This window comes from Campylobacter sp. BCW_6460 (genome assembly GCF_001762705.1).
In the GTDB taxonomy this organism is placed as follows: Bacteria; Campylobacterota; Campylobacteria; order Campylobacterales; family Campylobacteraceae; genus Campylobacter_D; species Campylobacter_D jejuni.
On sequence record NZ_MJXI01000041.1, the window covers coordinates 25936 to 44272 of the forward strand.

Below are 18337 nucleotides of genomic sequence, written 5' to 3' on the forward strand. Positions count from 1 at the left end.
TTACTCCATAAATCTTTTAAAAAGTCGTTTATTTTGCAGGCGTAATTCTTCATAAGTACCGCAAAATCCAACTTTTTTATTTTCTAAAATGATAAAGCGATCGAGTAAATTTTTCATACTTTCTTTATCATGTGTAACCAAAATGATATTTAAATCAAAACTTTTTTTTAATTCTAAAACCAAATCGTCAAATTCGCGACTACTATGAGGGTCAAGTCCTGAGGTAGGTTCATCTAAAAAAAGTAACTTACTATCAAGTGCTAAAGCTCTGGCAATTGCCACTCTTTTTTGCATACCACCACTAAGTTCGCTTGGAAATTGTTTTAAAACACTTTCGTTTAAACCTACCATTTTTAACTTCATTAAAACCAGTTCTTGTATGCTATTTTCATCTAAATGAGTGTATTCTTTTAAAGGAATGGCGATATTTTCATAAACATTAAAAAAGCTAAAAAGTGCAGCAAACTGAAAAACCACACCCCATTTTTTACGCAAAGCAAGTGCATCTTCTTCGTTGATATTTTTAAGCTTATAGTCTAAAATTTCATATTCTCCACCATCAAAATGTTCAAGCATAAGCATTTGTTTTAAAAGGACGGATTTTCCACTTCCGCTACCTCCTAAAATACCAAAAATTTCGTTTTTTTTGATTTCAAAACTTACGCCATCATGGACGATTTTTTCTCCAAATTTTGTAATGATATTTTGCGCTTTAATAACCATTTAAATTCCTGCAGAAGTTAAAATAACAGAGAATAAAGCATCAAAAGCTATCACCCAAAAAATAGCATTTACAACGCTTTTTGTGGTATAAATTCCTATGCTTTGTGTAGTGTTTTTTACCTCAAAACCACGAAAACAAGCAATAAGCCCTATTAAAAATCCAAAAATAGGTGCTTTTGCAAGTCCTATAAAGATATGTTTTATATCTACAGCTTCTCTAAAGCGTCTTAAAAATTCGGCAAAAGAAATATCAAGATTTAATTTTGCAACCATCATTCCACCTATAATACTGATCGCATCGCTAATGGCAACGATTAAAGGCATAGCCACTACCAAAGCCATGACACGTGGAATAATAATAAATTCAAAAGAACGAAAACCCATAGTATTCATAGCTGCAATTTCATCAGTGATTTTCATCACTCCAATTTGTGCGGTATAAGAACTTGCACTTCTTCCTGCGATCACTATGGCAGCAATTAAAGGTGCAAGTTCTCTAGTGGCTGAAATTCCCATCAAATCTACTATGAAAATATTGGCTCCAAATTGTGCGAGTTGATAAGCGGCCTGATAGGCTAAAACCACTCCTACTAAAAGAGCAGTTAAAATAACTATAGGTAAGGCTTTAAAAGCAGAATTTTCTATATGATATAAAAAAGCAATAAAGCGAAAATTTTTAGGATTTTTAAGGCATAAAAAAAGACTTGTGAAAAAAGCTCCTGTGAAATTGATGAATTTTCTTAAAATTTTTAAAAGTTCTAAACTTAATTTTCCAAGATCGATAAAGTATTCACTGAAATTTTTATGTGATTTTTTTGTTTTGCTTAGTCTTTGGTAGTTTTTTTCACAAAGTTCAAAAAGGGTTTGAAAGCGTGAATTTAAGCCTTCTTTGGTGATTTTAATATTTTTATCTTTAAGGTCATTTTCCAAAGCAAGGAAAAATATCACTCCAGCGGTATCGATTGCTTTTAGATCTTTAAAATCAAAAATCACTTCCTTGCTTTGAATCAAAGCTAAAAAATCTTTTATTTTTAACTTATAAATACTTGTTTTATCCCAAATTCCAAAGATAAAAAGAGTGTTATTTTGAAATTTGAAATTTGTATTCATTTTATTTGCTAAGGATAAAATTTACAAGCTTTGAAACGCTAAAGCCAAAGTGTTCAAACACATCTTTGTCTTTGCCACTTTCTCCAAAACTTTCTATACCATACACTTTATGGCAAAATTTATAAAGTTCATTAGAATGTGCTGCTTCAACACCTATAACTTCACCTTTTAACAATCTTTCTTGATAAGCTTTATCTTGTTTTTCAAAAAGTTCAAAACAAGGCATGGAAACAACATTACAAGCAAAACCTTGTTTTTCAAGTTCGTTTGCACTTTCTAGACAAAGCCAAACTTCGCTTCCGCTCGCTAAAAGTGTAAATTTAGCATCTTTGCTTTCTTTAAGTAAATATGCTCCGTTTTTTACATCTCCAAAAACGGGTTCATTTAGAGCTTTGAGTTTTTGGCGTGAAAGCACAAAAGCACTTGGAATACCTGCATTTAGGGCTATTTGCCAAGCTTTGACATTTTCCACTCCATCAGCAGGTCTAAAGGTTAAAAAATTTGGCATAGCCCTAAAAGTGCTAAGTTGTTCTATAGGTTGGTGTGTTGGTCCATCTTCGCCCACACCTATGCTATCGTGTGTGAAAATGAAAAAATGTTTGATTTTCATTAGGGCTGCTATTCTTGCGGCAGGTTTTAAGTACTCACTAAAGATGAAAAAAGTTGCTGAAAATGGTAAGAAAATTCCATATCTTGCAAAAGCATTGTTAATCGCTGCCATAGCGTGTTCTCTGATACCAAAATGGATATTTTTACCTTCTACAAAGTCTCCCATGCCGTGAAGTTCTGTTTTATTTGAAGGGCCTAAATCCGCACTTCCACCTAAAAATCCTTCTAAATTTTTAGCTAAAACATTTAAAATTTCACCATTGCTATCTCTTGTAGCAAGATCTTTTCCTTTAAAATCAGGATAAGCTATCTTGTTAAAATCAGGATTTAATAGCCTTTCTAAAAGTTCTTTTTTACCACTTTTTTCAAGCTTATCTTTCCATTTTGCTTCTTCTAAATCCCCAAGTTCTACAGCACTTTCAAAGCGGATTTTGCTTGCTTGTGGGATATGAAAACTGATATTTGGATCAAAACCTGCTTGTGCTTTGGCTTTTTTAATCATTTCTTCGCCCAAAGGTGCACCATGGCTTTTATGACTGCCTTCAAGCTCTCCTGCACCCTTTGCTATAGTTGTTTTTGCGATGATAAGACAAGGTTTTGTGGATTTTTTAGCTTGTTCTAAGGCTTTATTGATTTCTTCGTAATTGTGTCCATTTATACTTAAAACTTCAAATCCTTGTGCTTCAAAACGCATTTTTACATTTTCGTTAAAGGCTAAACCTACATCGCCTTCTATGGAGATATTGTTGCTATCGTAAATAAGTATGAAATTATCAAGCTTGTGAAGTCCTGCTAAAGAACAAGCTTCATAAGAAATGCCTTCTTGTAAATCCCCATCTCCGCAAAGACAATAAATTTTATGATCGATTAAATCACTGCCTAGCAAATTTTGCGCTTTTTTTGCTGCCATAGCAAAGCCTACAGCATTTGCAACGCCTTGTCCTAAAGGGCCTGTAGCGATTTCTACTCCAAGAGTTGAAATTTCAGGGTGTCCAGGAGTTTTAGAATGAAGTTGGCGGAAATTTTTAAGATCTTCTAAGCTTAAATCATAGCCACTTAAATGTAAAAAACTATAAAGCAAAGCACTTGCATGTCCGCCTGAAAATACAAGTCTATCACGGTTTAGCCAAGTGGGATTTTTAGGATTGTGTTTTAAATGATAACTTAAAACACTTAAAATATCTGCCAAACCCAAAGGTGCACCTGGGTGTCCTGAGTTTGCTTTTTGCACCATATCAGCACTTAAAAATCTTAGAGTATTTGCCTGTTCTTGTAAAATTTGAATGTCCATTTTTTGCCTTTATAAGTATTGAATTATTAAATTTTGTATCATTTGCGCGAGTTTTTCATTGAGTTTTTCTAAGTCTTGTTCGCATTCACTAAGAAGATTTTCTTTTGTTTTTATGGCTTGTTCAAGTCCAAGCAAATTGACAAAAGAATTTTTATGAGTATCGTTGTTAGTAGGCTTTCCACTTTGTTCTTGGCTTGTAGTTACATCGATAATATCATCATTGATTTGAAAAATCAGTCCTAGTTTTAAACCAAGTTTGTAAATTTGATTGTTTTCTTCGTTGTTAAGTTCGCAAATTTCACAACCCATTTTTAAAGCTGCAGCGATTAATCTTGCGGTTTTATGTGTGTGCAAAAACTCAAGTTCATTTAAACTCAGTCTTTTGTCTTCAAAAAAACAATCAATAGCTTGTCCTATGACCATTCCATTAAGCCCTGCATTAAAGGCAAGAGTTTTGATGAGTTTGATTTTGATTTCATCTTTTAAATGAGCATGACTTAGAACTAAAAAAGCTTCAGTATTTAAAGCATCGCCCACTAAGATGGCTGTAGTTTCATCGTAGCTTTTGTGTAAGGTTGGAATTCCTCGTCTAAAGTCTGCATTATCCATAGCGGGTAAATCATCGTGTATGAGTGAATAAGTATGGATAAATTCCAAAGCCAAAGCCACATCTAAAGCTTGATTTAAAAGTTCAGGTTTATTGCTTTGTACTACGCTTAAAAGCAATTGTGCGCGAAAATGCTTTCCTCCTGCTTTTAGCATAAGGGCTAAAGCTTCATTAAAAAAAGGATGAAAGCTTTCAACCTTAGGTAGATTTTTTTCTAAGTGATGGATAAAAAGTTCTTTTAAATTCACTTAGTAAGCCTTATGAAAAATTGAAATTTACCATCGCCACCTGAGTTGGCATTTCCGCCTAGTTCATTGTTGAAATTTGATAAAGGTAATTTAGTACTTTTGCGTTCAATCAAGATGCTAAAGTCATTACCAGCGCTTAAAATATTTTGTAATTCTTTAAAATTATTTAAAATAATATTATTAACACGTAAAATTTTATCTCCTACCATAAATCCTGCATTTGATGCTTTTGATTTTGGATCTATTTTGGTTACAACAAGACTAGTATTAACCGTTAAACCAAGATTGCTTGTGAAATTTGTAATTTTTGGTTTTGGTTTAGAATCAGGAAGGTTAAATTTGCTCAAATCTTTTGCAAAAACTTCAGTAGAAATATTTAAATCCATATTATCACGCAACACTTGAAAATAAAGAGTGCTTCCGCGATCTGCAAAAAGAATTTTTTCATTGAGTTTTCTTAAATCATTGGCGGGCAAGCCATCAACACTTATAACTTGATCGTTGATTAAAAATTGTGGATTTTTTCTTACATTGTTAACATAAATTTTATTTTCTCGAACAACAAAATCAACGCCAATATCCCCCCAATAAACATCGTTATATTTCATAAAATGTTTTAAATAGCGATTGCCTATAAAAGAGCTATTATTTAAAGCAATCCCCATCATTTCACAGCATGGAGTCCCTAAAAGTCCTATTTTAGAATTAAAATCAAGTTGATCTTTTTCATCAATATTTTGAGCTAAATACTTAATATGCCCTATATAAGGTTTATTAGGATCCCAAATTCCAACCCAATCATTACGAGTAAGTTTTTCTTCATCACCCATAGGAGTAGGGATTAGGCTAAAGTCAGTTCTTACAAGATATAAATTTAAAAATGGATCGTATTTTACATATTTGTTAAGCTTAGCATTAGGTTGTTTTAATACAGCAAGTAAATTTTCACTGAGTGCAAAAGCTGGCATTCCTTCATAGTTGAGCATGCTTGCCTTATTTCTTTCATAACCTGCTAAAAAATCTTCAAATTTAGGTCTTTCTATACCAAAAGACAAAGTAAAAAGCATGCAAATAATTAAAATTTTTTTCATAATTTCATACCTCCAAAACCGCCTAAAACATCATTCGCCATATTGGAACGATTTTGCGCAACCATAGCCAAAACATCATTAATTGCAGAAATAAGTAAAATTTGCAAGGACTCTTTATCTTCAAGTAAAGAATCATCAATGCTAACATCGATAATTTCACCTTTTCCATTGGCGCTTACTTTAACAAGTCCTGCTCCACTTTTGGCGCTAAATTCACGATTTGCAAGTTCTAGTTCTATATTTTTTGCTTTTTCTTGAACTTGATTTAAAAGTTCTCCCATTTTAGAAAAATCCATATTTTCAAACATTGATTATCCTTGATTTTTTAAAATTTCATTAACAACTATTTTATCGCTAAAAGGATATTTTATCCCTTTAATTTCTTGAGTAGTTTCATCACCTTTGCCTAAAATAACGACTAAATCGTCATTTTCTTTTAGTTCTAAAGCTTTTTTTATGGCTTCTTTTCTATCTTCTATCATTAAAACTTTTTCTTTTTTAGCAAAGCCTGATAAAATTTCTTCCATGATGGTTTTTGGTTCTTCGCTGCGTGGATTGTCACTTGTAATGATAGCAATTTTTGCAAAATGTTCGACGATTTTTCCCATTAAAGGGCGTTTGGTTTTATCCCTATCTCCACCTGCTCCAAAAACAACGATGAGCTTTTTATTTTTAAGAGCGTCAAGCACTTTTTCAATGCCATCAGGCGTATGAGCAAAATCCACAATCACGCCTTTTGCTACTTGCTCTACTCTGCCACAAACCCCACCAAATCCACTGATAGCATTTTCCAAGTCTTTTAAATCAGGCTTTACGAGTTCATTCACACAAGCACTAGCAACTAGAAGATTGTAAAGATTAAAAAGTCCTAGCAAGGGCGAGTCTATGTGAAAAGTTTGATTTTTATTTTTTACAATAGCGCTAATACCTTCTTCTAAAGAATAAGCTTTGATTTGATATAAAGCAGGATTTTCTATGCCATAAGTAAAAGCATTACGCACATTAAATTTAATAGCCAAAGCATCTTTGTTGATAAATTTTAAACTCTCATCGGTAAAAAAAAGCTCTTTTGCTTCTTTATAATTTTCAAAAGTACCGTGAAAATCTAAATGATCTTGAGTGATATTGGTAAAAATTTTAGCAGCAAAATTTAAGCCTTCGATGCGGTTTTGAATTAAGGCGTGTGAGCTTACTTCCATGATAAAAAAATCACATTTTTTTTGAGTGGCTATTTGTAGGTATTCTAAGGTTTTAAGAATAGGGGAGGTGGTTAAGGATTTTTCATCAATTTGTTCATCGTTGATAAAGGCCCCTCTTGTCCCACAAAGCCCACACTTATAACCTAAATCCAATAAGATAGAATAAATCGCTGCTGCGGTTGTGGTTTTGCCATTGGTTCCTGTGATTCCTATGATTTGAATCTTTTCATCGATTTTTAAAAGTTTTTTACACTCATTTACATCAATGATTTTTGCACCTTTTTCTAAGGCTTGAGCGTGAAATTTAGCATTTTGTGTGGTTTGCAAAAAAAAGCATTCTTTTTCACACTCTAAGGTATTATCTGTAATGAATGAATTTTCAAGTTTTAATTTCACTTTTAAATCCCATGAGTTTTTCTTGGAGTTTGATAAATCTATCATTTGCCCAAAAATGAGGCATAACATTTTCTATGTAATTTAAAGTCATATCTTTATAGCCATTATCAAGTAATTTTTCCAAAAAATCTAAAAAATCATCACGATTATCAATAACTAATTTAGTGCTGTTAATGATATTTTCAAAACTTTTTTGAAAGCCAAGTTCTTCTTCGCTTTTTAAAAAATCTTGATAATTTAACGCATGCCCATCTTCAAATTCGTTTTCCTGTTTGTTTTCTTGTTTTTTAAATTCAATTGTACTTAAAATTTCTTCTAAGTCTTTATCAATGCTAGAGATTTTGTAATGTTCTATATAAAAATCAAAAAGTAAAGAAGCTTCTTTAGGAGATTTTAAAGCAAGATCACAAAGGCAGATAAAATTTAGCAAGCGTTTATTTTTGCGTTTTTCATAAGCCATAGAAAAATATATTTTTGCAGTTTTAAAATCTTTCTTGTAAAAATGTTCAATTCCAAGTTTTTTATAATTTTGCAAATTCGTCTGCTCCGCCGTTTAAATTGATTATAGTGATTTCTGGATGAATATCAATCTTAAGTTGCCTTTCAAGACCATATTTTAGCGTTGTTCCACTCGATGCACAGCCTTTACAAGCTCCTATTAAATGGATATAAACGATCCCATTTTTAATTCCTAAAAATTCAAGCCCTCCGCCATCACGTTCAAGCATAGGCAAACTCTTTTCTAAACTTGCTTTAACAGGATTTATAAGCTCTTCATCACTAAAAGGAATCATAATTTATCCTTAAAAATTTTTATATACTTTAGCGTGATTGTGTTTAAAAAAAGGTAAATTAAGGCTTGAAATTTAAATAAATTAAAAAGGTTCGTCATTATCTTGCGCGCTAAATCCTAAATCATAAACTGTAAAGTTTTTATTGCCAAAAATTCCATTTAAGTTTCTAAATGATTGTTGCAGAATTTCTTCGTTTTTTTCATATTTTAAGAAGCTTAAATATTCTTTTAAAAAATTATTTAATTCTTCGGTATTTAAATTTTTAATTAGAAGATTTAAATTTTTATCAATAAGCGTAAAAAGTTGTTTTTTTAATGCGAGTGTAGAATTTTTAATTTTTACATTGTTTAAAAAAGCTAAATTAACCTTGCAAATACCTAACAAGAATTCGCTATAGTTTAAATTTTTTCGAATATTTTTACTTTCAAATTCTCTAATATCACTATCTTCATAACCTTTTTTTTCTAAAATTTTATCCAATAAAATTTTATGCTTAAAACAAACACTATCACTAATTTGCTTAAAATCGTTGCATATATCTGGATGCTGTTTTAAAAAAGCTATAAGTTCTAATTCTGCAATGTGAATTTTTTCTTTAGGAAAATTGTATTTATTTTGAGAAATTAAAGGGGTTTGTATGGTTTTTTTTGAATTTTGTGATAAGACGATAAATTTTTCATCCACTTTTAATAAATTTGAAACTAGACTAGTGTAAGAATTTGCCACTAAAGGTTCAAGATTAAAGGTAAATTTTTGTATAGTTTCTAAAGCTTTTTGTTTATCAAGAGCAGAAATTATGGAATGAGTGGATATTAAGTGTCGGATATAAAATTCGCCAAGCTCTATTCCTTCATCGAATATATTATGGAGTTTTGCGCTTTCATTTTTTGCTACGAGCTCAGCAGGATCTTTTCCGCCTTGCAAAATTGCCACTTTACCGTCTATTTTATTTGTGCTTAATAAAAATGCAGATCGTGTCGCAGCTTTTAATCCTGCTTCATCATTGTCAAAACATAAAATCACTTTTGCATCATAACGGCGGATTAAAGGTAGATGATGTTCGGTTAGTGCTGTTCCAAGAACTGCTACAGCATTGTTAAACCCTGCTTTGTGAAAAGCTATTGCATCCATGTAGCCTTCACATACTATTATTTCTTTTTTTTTGGCTATATTTTCTTTAGCGATGTTAAAAGCATAAAAAATTCTACTTTTATCAAAAAGTATATTTTGGGGTGAATTTACATACTTTGCCGGTACATTGGGATTTAAAGTACGCCCTCCAAACCCTACTAATAAGTCTTTATGATCGTAGATTGGAAAGGTGATGCGCCATATAAAACTTGCGTAAAATTCATTATTTTCATCTTTTTTTAAAGCTCCAACACTCATAGCATCTTCTAAAGAAATTTTTTGATTTTGCAATAATCTTATACTATCTTCACTTGCTCCTGCAAAACCTAATTCGAATTTGGCTATATCTTTGTCGTTTAAAGATCTTTGGTAAAGATAGGTTAAAACTTCTTTGTGGTGTTTGAGATTATCTTTAAAATACGCATTTAAGCTTGGTAGTATAGATTTTAGCTCTTTTTTATTTTCTTGTTTTTCTTTTGTATAACTCAAAGTAAAATTACTAAGGCTTGCAACTTTTTCAACTGCATCGGAAAAACTTAATTTTTCATAATCCATTACAAATTTAAAAGCATCTCCACCAGCTTTGCAAGCAAAACAATGATAAAAACCTTTGGTAGGATTGATATGCATAGACGGGTTTTTATCCGCATGGAAAGGACAGATACATACAAAACTAGAGCCTTGTTTTTTTACTTCAATATAATTTTCTATAATATCAACAATATTAAGTCTTTGGGATAAATTTTCTATACTTTCTTTAGTTATCATTTTACAAACCTTGTTAAAATTATACAAAGATTTGGCTATAATTTGGCATAAAATTTTTAGAGCGAGACTATGGATTTTTTCTTTGTAGAATACAGAGACCCTTTAGTAGGGCTTATAATTTTAACCATTTTAGTATTTGTTGTAGCTGTTGCAAATTATATTTGGAAAATATTTGCTAACAAAGATGAAGAACAAAAGCTTGAAAAATTTATAAAAAAATTTGAAATGGATAACGCTCATAAAGAGTTGTTAAGAAATAGTAGCTTGAGTTTTGGAAATTTAAGTTTTTTGGCTGAAATTTTTACTAAAAGCGGGGAATTTGAAAAAGCAACTCAAATTTATTTGATTGCTCTTGAAAAATGTAAAGATAAACAAGAAAGAGAATTTATTTTCCTTTCTTTAGCAAAAGTTTATTTTAAAGCAGGATTTTTAGAGCGTGCAAAAGAAGTTTTATTACAAGCTTTAAAACTGCGTCCAAGAAATATACAAGCCTTAAAACTTTTAAAAATTGTTTATTTAAAACTTCGTTCTTATAAAGAAAATTTAGAACTTTTAGAATGTCTTTTTGAGCTTAATGAGGATGTGCAAAAAGAGCATGATTTTATCAAAGCTTTAGAACTTTGTACTTTTAATATCACTGATGAAGAAAAAAAGAAAAAACTTTTAGAATTTAAAATAGAAGATAATCCTATGTTAGGGCGTTTAGTTTTTGAAAAATATCATATGTTTTTAGGGCAAAATTTTTTTGATATTTGTGATTTGCTTTATAGAGAAAATGAAGCGTTTAATTTAGAAAATCAAGATTTTTTAGAATTCTTTTATGCTTTGGGTAAAATTTCAAAGCATGATGATACGCATCAGTTTGTTTTTAAAAATTCTAATTTTAAAATGTTAAAAATTTTAAAAGATAATTCTTTTAATGCGAGGTTAGAATTTTCATACCGTTGTTCTGAGTGTAAAAATGTTATGCCTTTGTTTTTTTATCACTGTCCTGTTTGTTATGAGTTTAATACTTGTAAAATTATTTATGAAGTGAAAAACAATGAAACACATTGAAATTTATACAGACGGTTCATGTCTTAATAATCCAGGTTTTGGCGGATGGGCTTATATTTTGCGTTATAAAGAGTATCAAAAGGAAGGTTTTGGAGCTGAGGCTAATACCACTAACAATAGAATGGAGCTAATGGCAATTATTGAATCTTTGAAGGCTTTAAAAGAGCCTTGTGAAATTTCGCTTTTTACAGATTCTAACCTAATGGTTCAAAGTATTAATGAATGGCTAGAAGGATGGATAAAAAAGGATTTTAAAGGTAAAAAAAATATAGATTTATGGAAGGAATATATTAAAGTGGCAAAATCTCATAAGATTAAGGCTTTTTGGGTAAAAGCACATAATGGACATTTGGAAAATGAAAGATGTGATACATTGGCGCGTGAAGCTGCTTTGAAAATTGCAAGGGAAAATGATGAAAAACATTGAAAAACTAGAGCAGAGTTTAACTTATGAATTTAAAGATAAAAATCTTCTTATACATGCTTTAACCCATAAAAGTTTTAAAAAATCTTACAACAACGAACGCTTGGAATTTTTAGGTGATGCCGTGCTTGATTTAGTTGTGGGTGAATACCTTTTTCATAAATTCGCCAAAGATGCCGAAGGAGATTTATCTAAGCTTAGAGCGGCTTTAGTGAATGAAAAGTCTTTTGCAAAAATTGCAAATAGTTTAAATTTGGGCGATTTTATTTTTATGAGTGTTGCTGAGGAAAACAATGGAGGAAAAGAAAAGCCTTCTATACTTTCAGATGCGTTAGAAGCCATTATAGGTGCTATACATTTAGAAGCTGGGTTTGAGTTTGCAAAAACTATTGCTTTAAGGCTTATAGAAAAAAATTTCCCTCAAATTGATGCAAAAATTCTTATAAAAGATTATAAAACAAAATTACAAGAGATTACACAAGGAAAAATCGGACAAACTCCGCAGTATGAAACAGTGCGTGCTTTTGGTCCTGATCATTTAAAGCAATTTGAAATCGCTTTAATGCTTGATGGTAAAGAACTTGCAAGAGCTATTGCGGGAAGCAAAAAAGAAGCACAACAAATGGCAGCAAAAATTGCACTTGAGAAATTAGGAGCTTTATAGTGAATACCTTTGGTACAAGATTGAAATTTACAAGTTTTGGTGAGTCTCATGGTGTGGCTGTTGGATGTATTATTGATGGAGTGCCTGCTGGAGTTAAATTTGATGAAGAATTTTTACAAAATGAGCTTGATAAACGCAAAGGCGGAAGTAAATTTGCAACACCAAGAAAAGAAAGCGATAAAGCTCAGGTTTTAAGTGGAGTTTTTGAAGGATATACAACGGGTCATCCTATAGCTATAGTAGTTTTTAATGAAAATGCTCATTCTAAGGATTATGATAATTTAAAAGATCTATTTCGTCCTGCTCATGCGGATTTTGCTTATTTTTATAAATATGGCATAAGAGATCATAGGGGTGGAGGTAGATCAAGCGCTAGAGAAAGTGTTGCTAGAGTGGCTGGTGGTGCAGTTGCAGCGATGCTTTTGCGTGAATTTGGTATTTGTGTTCAAAGCGGTGTTTTTGGAGTAGGAACTTTTGTATCAAATTTGAAAGAAGAAGAATTTGATTTTGAATTTGCTAAGAAAAGTGAAATTTTTTGCCTTGATCCAAAACTAGAAAGTGACTTTAAAAATGAAATTTTAAATGCTAGAAGTTCAAAAGATAGTGTAGGCGCTGCCGTTTTTACAAAAGTTAGTGGTATGCTTGCGGGACTTGGAGAAGTTCTTTATGATAAGTTAGACTCTAAATTAGCTCATGCTTTAATGGGAGTTAATGCTGTTAAAGCAGTTGAAATAGGTGAAGGTATTAATGCAAGCAAAATGCGCGGATCGTGTAATAATGATGCTTTAAAAGATGGCAAGTTTTTAAGCAATCATAGTGGAGGAATTTTAGGAGGAATTTCAAATGGAGAAAATCTTATTTTAAAAACTTATTTTAAACCTACTCCTTCTATTTTTGCCAAGCAAGAAAGTATAGATAAATTTGGCAATAATTTGGAATTTGAACTCAAAGGTAGGCATGATCCTTGTGTAGGTGTTAGAGGAAGTGTTGTAGCTAGTGCTATGGTGCGTTTAGTTTTGGCTGATTGTTTGCTTTTGAATGCGAGCGCGAATTTAAACAATTTAAAAAATGCTTATGGATTAAAATAAAAAAAAGCCCATTTTAATGGGCTTGATTGCAATATTTTGAAAAGATTCGAATACTATATCGCTTGTTTTGCTAAATACTTTACACTTTAACTAATAAAAAATTGATTAATATCAGCCTTATTTTCAAAAGCTATACTTGTATAAGCTTGATTTTTAAATTTAAGTTCATAGCTTTTTCCTGCTTCGTGTTTAGTATAGGTAAGGGCTATTTTTAAGGCAAGTTCTAAGTCTTTTTCTGAAATTTTTTCATCTACCAAAGAGTAAGCTCCGATTAAATCCCCAAGTTCTATTACTTCATATTTAGAAGTTTTTAAACCTTTTAAAAGAGTATTTTCAAGTTCATTTCTACCTATGATCATTTTAGCTCCATTAGGCAATCTTAAATGACGACCATATTTTAAAAGTTGTGCGTCATTAACCTGCATATCTTTGTCAAATTCTATGAAATCTCGAATTTTTTTAGCAAAACTATCAAGAGTTAGCAAACAACCTCCACCTGGACTTTCAAAGTCTTCTAAGCCAAATTTAGCTGCAAGTTCAAGTTGTCTTTTGCGACTTCTTCCACTAATACCTTCGAGTTTTTCTCTATCTACCCAACCTTCTCTTTCGGGTTTGGTTAGTGGTAGGTTTTTTGCACACATAGGACGCAAGATTAAATCTTCTTCATCAAGAGCAAGTTTTTTAACTTTTGCCATCGCATCACTTCTTTGACTCATAGGGCGTTGTCCTAAAACTTCTCCTGTGATGATAAAGCTTGCATTTTCTTCTTTTAACATAGCAAGAGCAGTTTTAAACATAAAAGCATGACAATCTATACAAGGATTAAAATGTTTGCCATAGCCATATTGTGGGTTAAAAAGCACTTCTTGAAGATAGGAATTTCTTACATCTATCATTTCAAAATCCGCACCTACCATTTCCGCACGCTTTTTCATGATTTCGCTTTTATCGCTTGTGCTTCCAAAACCTATGTTGATATTTAGGGCTTTAACTTCTATGCCTTGCGCAGTGATGAGTTTCATTGCAAGCATACTATCAAGCCCACCGCTAAAAAGAGCTAATGCTTTCATTGATTCCTTTCTAAGATTATAAAATTTTTTAAGATTTTGTCGATTATAAAAGGTATAATTTTAACTAAAAAATCTTTAAAATAAGGATTGGAAAGTGTTAAAAATAATTTTGGTTTTAAGCATTTTGAGTTCTTTTGCTTTTGCAAATTCTTGTGCTAACTACGAGCAAGAACTTAAAAAGTGTAATTCTTTAAAAAATTCACATGAGAGAAAAATGTGTCGTTTAGGTTTATTTGCAAAATGTAAAAAAGGATAAATAATGAAAATCGATACTTCTGCTAGTTTAACCCATTCTTTAACTAATAATGTTGATAAAAAAGAGCTTAGCGTATTAAAAAAAGAAGATCAAGATAAAATTCCCGTGCAAGATCTTTCGAGTTTAAATAGCGATGGTGTTAAGGTTGTTTTTGAAAATAAGCAAGGTGAACTTATAGCTTTAAATTTAAGCGATGAAAATTATAGTAGTTTGCAAAAAAATTTTGGTTCTTATACGAATTATGTTGCTAGAAATGATGGTAGCATAAGGCTTAATGGCGAAGCAAATCAATTTGTTTCAAATTGGTTTGAAAGTGTAAAAGATAATTTTGATTCTTTAAATTCAAATTTAAATAATAAACAACAAAGTGTAAAATTAAATTTTAATACAAGTACCCTTCAACAAAGTATGCAAAATTTAGGCTTTAAAACAAACGATGAAAAAATATCTGATGATGCAAATATAGAAGAAAAATTAAATTTTTTTATTGATAAAGATGTAAATAAAGATGGTAAAGTTGATGATAGCGATGTTAAAGAACCTAGCATGAGAGAAATTTTAAGTGACATTAAAGAGGCATCAGGTGGTGGAGCTAGTGCTATGAAAACCATAGATCCGCAAAAAATCAATAAAAAAGATGATAAGGAAAGTAATATTAAAGAAAAAGAAGACGAAGATTTGCTTCAAAAAGCCCAAGAAAAAGGTTTAAGTGCTTTAAGTGCTGATGAGCAGGCAAAGCTTGAGACTAGTAATCCTGAAGAATTTGAAAAACTGAAGCAAAAATCTTTGCAAGAATTAAGTCAGAATTTAAGTAAAGATTTTCAAAATAAAATTGAAAATCAAGAAACACAAATTGTAGATAAGAGAGTGTAGTAAATTATAATTTTACCCTCTTAGGGTTTTAAAATCATATATAATAGGTAGTGTAATTCTTAAATCTCCGTTATACTGTGGAAAATTTAAAGAAGCTTTTTTTATGCTTTCTAAAGCACTTTTATCTAATAAATCATATCCTGAGCTTTCTATGATTTTTAAATCTGCTAAAGTTTTGTTTTCTTTCCATAAAAATTCTACTTTTACAGTTCCTTGCATACGCATTTTTTTTGCTTGCCTCGGATAAAATTGTGCTTGTTGTATAGCTTTTTGAATTTCTTTTAATACAGGGTGATTATCTTTTCCTTGTGTTAATTGGGTGATTTTAGGTTTGACATTTGTATCAGTTGTTTTTGTAAAAGTTTTAACTTCTTGAGTTGGTGCTATTGGGGTTTTATTTGGTATTGGATGTGAAAGTGTTTTTTTTATCTTTTTTTGAATTTTTTCAGGAGTTTTTTTAATAACTTTTGGCTGAGGTTTTGGTTTGATGGGTTCTATAATGGATTCTGTTGGTTTAGTCTCATTTGTTGGATTAGTTTGGGTAAATTGTTTTATTGCTAAAGAAAAATAATCTTCATTTTTAATTTCCATTTTAAAAAAGTCATTTGAGTGAAAAATGACAAAAAGTAAAGGTATAAAGACTATAAAAGTTATATAAGAAGCTTGGTATTTATGATTTAAAAATAAAGTTTTCATTTGTTTTTCTCAGTAAGAATTTGAAAATTTTCATGTTCTTTGGCTTTTAAAAAATCTATAATTTTTACAAAACTTTCAAATTTAGCATTTTTATCGCTTTTTAGTTCTACTATGGTTTTTTTATCAAGCGAAAAAATAGCATTTTTAACTTCATTTAAATCAGCTAATTTATCATTTAAATAAAAAGTATTTTTTTCATCTATGGCTATAAGAAGTTTTTTTTCATTATTACTTATATTGGTAGCATTTTCACTTGAAGGAAGTGAGATTTGAATTTTTCCATGCGCAATAAAGGTTGAAATACTAAGTACTATAGCAAGCAAAACAAGCATAATGTCTATAAATGGAACTATATTTAAACCTTCATTTTTTGGTAGTTTAAGCATTTTTATTTGCCTTATAAGCATTGCTTAAGAGGGAAACTTTTCTAAGTAAGGCATTATAAGCCATTAAAGCAGGAATAGCAACCAAAAGTCCCAAGGCTGTAGCTTTAAGAGCTAAAGAAAGTCCTACGACTATAGATTTGACATCTATATTGCCTGCCAAGCCCATTTCGTAAAATGTAACCATTATGCCTATTACAGTGCCTAAAAGTCCTATATAAGGGGCATTAGAATAAATGATATATATAGTGGTTAAATTTTCACTAATTGCATCATCAAATTGCTCTTGATTCTCATAATTTTTAAAGTTAATTTTTCTAAAAAATAGCATTCTTTCTACAACACACCAAAAAGCTATAAATGCCATAATTCCTAGAATTAAAAAGATAATTAAATCGATGTAATCTTTTAGAAATTCCACATTTTTCTCCAAAAATATATTTACTAAATTTTAAAAGATTATACTATATAAAAAATAAATTTATAATTAATATCAATTATCATAATTTTTAAGAAATTCTTGTTTATAATTTTTATTTTTATTAGGTTATAATTTATAAAAATTTAATAGGGTTTAACATGACTATAGATTTAAATCATAATTTTACCTCTTTTGTTCTTCTTGATGAAGTTGATTTTAATTTTTCGGAGTTAAAAAGCATTTTAGAAGATAAATTTAATATAAAAATAGCTGATGAAAATTTTACCAAAGAGGGCGTGATTTTTTTATATGAAAATATGTTGGTTACTCTAAATTTGATTAAAAATCCTATACCTAATCACGAAGCAGAATACTATGCAAATTTTAATTTTATGTGGAAAGATGCCTTAGAGCAAACTAAAAAACATAAAGCTCATCTTCTTATAGCGGTGCTAAGTCAAGATCAAAGCAAATTAGAACAAGCTAAAATGTTTACGAAAATTGCAGCTTTATGTTTGGATAATAAACATGCTTTAGGTTTTTATACAGGTGCAGTTGTTTTAGAGCCCAGTTTTTATATAGAAAATGCAAAAATGTTAGATGATAATCGCTTGCCGGTATATAATTGGATATATGTTAGTGTTTATCCTAGTGAAAATGGAGTTAATGCTTATACTTATGGGCTTAGAAATTTTGATAAATTAGAACTTGAAGTTTGTGATTTAAACATAGAAGAAAAAGAACTTTTCTTTTGTATTTATGATATTGTTTTGCATATTTTAACTTATGATATTAATCTAAAAGATAAAGATATTTTAAAATTTGAAGATGGAAAAGAAATAAAATTTATAAAAAGTCAAGGTATAAGTGTTGAGAATGAAAGCTTGAAAATTATTTTTTAAGTTTCACATTCACTTCACAGTTTTGAGTTAAACTTTCGCCAACCAAGACAAAAAAGGAGAAACTATGAAAGCAAAATTAACTTTACTTGCTTTGTTGGGTGCTACGGTGCTTTTAGCTAAAGATATGGTTGTTCCTGCTAGCGAACTTCCAAATAATGCCAAAGAATTTATTTCTAAAAATTTTAAAACCGCTCAAATTGGTTTGGTGAAAAAAGATATAGATTCTTATGATGTAATTTTAAATGATGGAACTGAAATTGATTTTACGATCAATGGAGATTGGAAAGAAGTTGATGGAAAATACAAGGCTTTACCGCATACTATTTTACCTAGTGTTATGAAAAAAGTGAGTGCAACTCAACCAAATGCTCAAATTATTGAAATAGATAAAGAAATTAATGGTTATAAATTTAAGTTTAATAATAACATGAAAGTTTATACGGATATGCAAGGAAATGTCCTAGGTCAAAAATTAGATTAATTTTTGAAAATTTAACCTTCTTAATTTGGAAGCATAGTCTTCCAAATTTTTATTTT

At 30.4% G+C, this 18337-nt stretch carries 22 protein-coding genes; 8 read left to right on the forward strand and 14 right to left on the reverse strand.

Annotated features, from left to right (window positions below; all coding sequences use genetic code 11):
• From AJ881_RS08665 to dnaG, 10 genes are all read right to left on the reverse strand, one after another.
• The gene (locus AJ881_RS08665) at positions 1-723 is read right to left on the reverse strand and encodes an ABC transporter ATP-binding protein (RefSeq protein WP_070283276.1); all 723 of its coding nucleotides are present in this window, start codon (positions 721-723) and stop codon (positions 1-3) included.
• On the reverse strand, positions 724-1833 hold the full coding sequence (locus AJ881_RS08670) for an ABC transporter permease (RefSeq protein WP_070283275.1): 1110 nt from the start codon (positions 1831-1833) through the stop codon (positions 724-726).
• A 1-nt stretch (position 1834) separates the two neighbouring features.
• Positions 1835-3733 carry a transketolase gene (gene tkt, locus AJ881_RS08675; protein ID WP_070283274.1) on the reverse strand — a complete coding sequence of 633 codons (1899 nt, stop codon included), beginning with the start codon at positions 3731-3733 and terminating at the stop codon, positions 1835-1837.
• A gap of 9 nt (positions 3734-3742) precedes the next feature.
• The gene (locus AJ881_RS08680) at positions 3743-4588 is read right to left on the reverse strand and encodes a polyprenyl synthetase family protein (protein WP_070283273.1); all 846 of its coding nucleotides are present in this window, start codon (positions 4586-4588) and stop codon (positions 3743-3745) included.
• The gene (locus AJ881_RS08685) at positions 4585-5679 is read right to left on the reverse strand and encodes a PDZ domain-containing protein (RefSeq protein ID WP_002870243.1); all 1095 of its coding nucleotides are present in this window, start codon (positions 5677-5679) and stop codon (positions 4585-4587) included. The genes AJ881_RS08680 and AJ881_RS08685 overlap by 4 nt, the downstream gene beginning before the upstream one ends.
• Positions 5676-5987: a YbaB/EbfC family nucleoid-associated protein gene (locus tag AJ881_RS08690; protein WP_052949887.1), complete on the reverse strand. Its 312-nt coding sequence runs from the start codon at positions 5985-5987 to the stop codon at positions 5676-5678. The genes AJ881_RS08685 and AJ881_RS08690 overlap by 4 nt, the downstream gene beginning before the upstream one ends.
• A 3-nt stretch (positions 5988-5990) precedes the next feature.
• Positions 5991-7274, reverse strand: coding sequence for a UDP-N-acetylmuramoyl-L-alanyl-D-glutamate--2,6-diaminopimelate ligase (locus AJ881_RS08695; protein ID WP_070283272.1), 1284 nt, complete (start codon positions 7272-7274; stop codon positions 5991-5993).
• Positions 7258-7809: a histidine kinase gene (locus AJ881_RS08700; protein ID WP_070239887.1), complete on the reverse strand. Its 552-nt coding sequence runs from the start codon at positions 7807-7809 to the stop codon at positions 7258-7260. Before AJ881_RS08700 ends, AJ881_RS08695 begins: the two co-directional genes overlap by 17 nt.
• Positions 7796-8068: a NifU family protein gene (locus tag AJ881_RS08705; RefSeq protein ID WP_070283271.1), complete on the reverse strand. Its 273-nt coding sequence runs from the start codon at positions 8066-8068 to the stop codon at positions 7796-7798. Before AJ881_RS08705 ends, AJ881_RS08700 begins: the two co-directional genes overlap by 14 nt.
• A gap of 81 nt (positions 8069-8149) precedes the next feature.
• Entirely contained in the window at positions 8150-9967 is a 1818-nt protein-coding gene (gene dnaG, locus AJ881_RS08710) for a DNA primase (RefSeq protein ID WP_070283270.1), read from the reverse strand.
• Between the two features lie 69 nt (positions 9968-10036).
• Here dnaG and AJ881_RS08715 point away from each other — a divergent pair, with 69 nt between their 5' ends.
• Genes AJ881_RS08715 through aroC form a run of 4 tightly spaced genes read left to right on the forward strand, consistent with a single transcriptional unit; the run spans position 10037 to position 13199 of the window.
• On the forward strand, positions 10037-11023 hold the full coding sequence (locus AJ881_RS08715) for a CDC27 family protein (RefSeq protein WP_070283269.1): 987 nt from the start codon (positions 10037-10039) through the stop codon (positions 11021-11023).
• On the forward strand, positions 11010-11450 hold the full coding sequence (gene rnhA, locus AJ881_RS08720) for a ribonuclease HI (protein ID WP_002851277.1): 441 nt from the start codon (positions 11010-11012) through the stop codon (positions 11448-11450). Before AJ881_RS08715 ends, rnhA begins: the two co-directional genes overlap by 14 nt.
• Positions 11437-12111, forward strand: coding sequence for a ribonuclease III (gene rnc / locus AJ881_RS08725; RefSeq protein ID WP_002862275.1), 675 nt, complete (start codon positions 11437-11439; stop codon positions 12109-12111). Before rnhA ends, rnc begins: the two co-directional genes overlap by 14 nt.
• A complete protein-coding gene (gene aroC / locus AJ881_RS08730) occupies positions 12111-13199 on the forward strand; it encodes a chorismate synthase (protein ID WP_070283268.1) in 1089 nt (362 codons plus the stop codon). Before rnc ends, aroC begins: the two co-directional genes overlap by 1 nt.
• A gap of 86 nt (positions 13200-13285) precedes the next feature.
• Here the strand turns inward: aroC and AJ881_RS08735 are convergent, their stop codons facing one another.
• Entirely contained in the window at positions 13286-14269 is a 984-nt protein-coding gene (locus AJ881_RS08735) for an MnmA/TRMU family protein (RefSeq protein WP_070283267.1), read from the reverse strand.
• Between the two features lie 94 nt (positions 14270-14363).
• On the opposite strand from AJ881_RS08735, the gene AJ881_RS08740 reads away from it, so the two are divergent.
• Complete coding sequence (locus tag AJ881_RS08740) at positions 14364-14525, forward strand: hypothetical protein (protein WP_002778908.1); 162 nt, start codon at positions 14364-14366, stop codon at positions 14523-14525.
• A 3-nt stretch (positions 14526-14528) separates the two neighbouring features.
• A complete protein-coding gene (locus AJ881_RS08745; RefSeq protein ID WP_070283266.1) occupies positions 14529-15398 on the forward strand; it encodes a hypothetical protein in 870 nt (289 codons plus the stop codon).
• Positions 15399-15410: 12 nt separating this feature from the next.
• Here the strand turns inward: AJ881_RS08745 and AJ881_RS08750 are convergent, their stop codons facing one another.
• The 3 genes from AJ881_RS08750 to exbB are packed head-to-tail and all read right to left on the reverse strand — an operon-like array spanning position 15411 to position 16898.
• Positions 15411-16094: an energy transducer TonB gene (locus tag AJ881_RS08750; protein WP_070283265.1), complete on the reverse strand. Its 684-nt coding sequence runs from the start codon at positions 16092-16094 to the stop codon at positions 15411-15413.
• Positions 16091-16480: a TonB system transport protein ExbD gene (gene exbD / locus AJ881_RS08755; protein WP_053872417.1), complete on the reverse strand. Its 390-nt coding sequence runs from the start codon at positions 16478-16480 to the stop codon at positions 16091-16093. The genes AJ881_RS08750 and exbD overlap by 4 nt, the downstream gene beginning before the upstream one ends.
• A complete protein-coding gene (exbB, locus tag AJ881_RS08760) occupies positions 16473-16898 on the reverse strand; it encodes a TonB-system energizer ExbB (protein ID WP_002851166.1) in 426 nt (141 codons plus the stop codon). Before exbB ends, exbD begins: the two co-directional genes overlap by 8 nt.
• A 158-nt stretch (positions 16899-17056) precedes the next feature.
• Here exbB and AJ881_RS08765 point away from each other — a divergent pair, with 158 nt between their 5' ends.
• Entirely contained in the window at positions 17057-17800 is a 744-nt protein-coding gene (locus AJ881_RS08765) for a DUF4261 domain-containing protein (RefSeq protein WP_002871245.1), read from the forward strand.
• Between the two features lie 64 nt (positions 17801-17864).
• Entirely contained in the window at positions 17865-18281 is a 417-nt protein-coding gene (locus AJ881_RS08770; protein WP_002871244.1) for a PepSY-like domain-containing protein, read from the forward strand.
• Positions 18282-18337 lie beyond the last annotated feature (56 nt).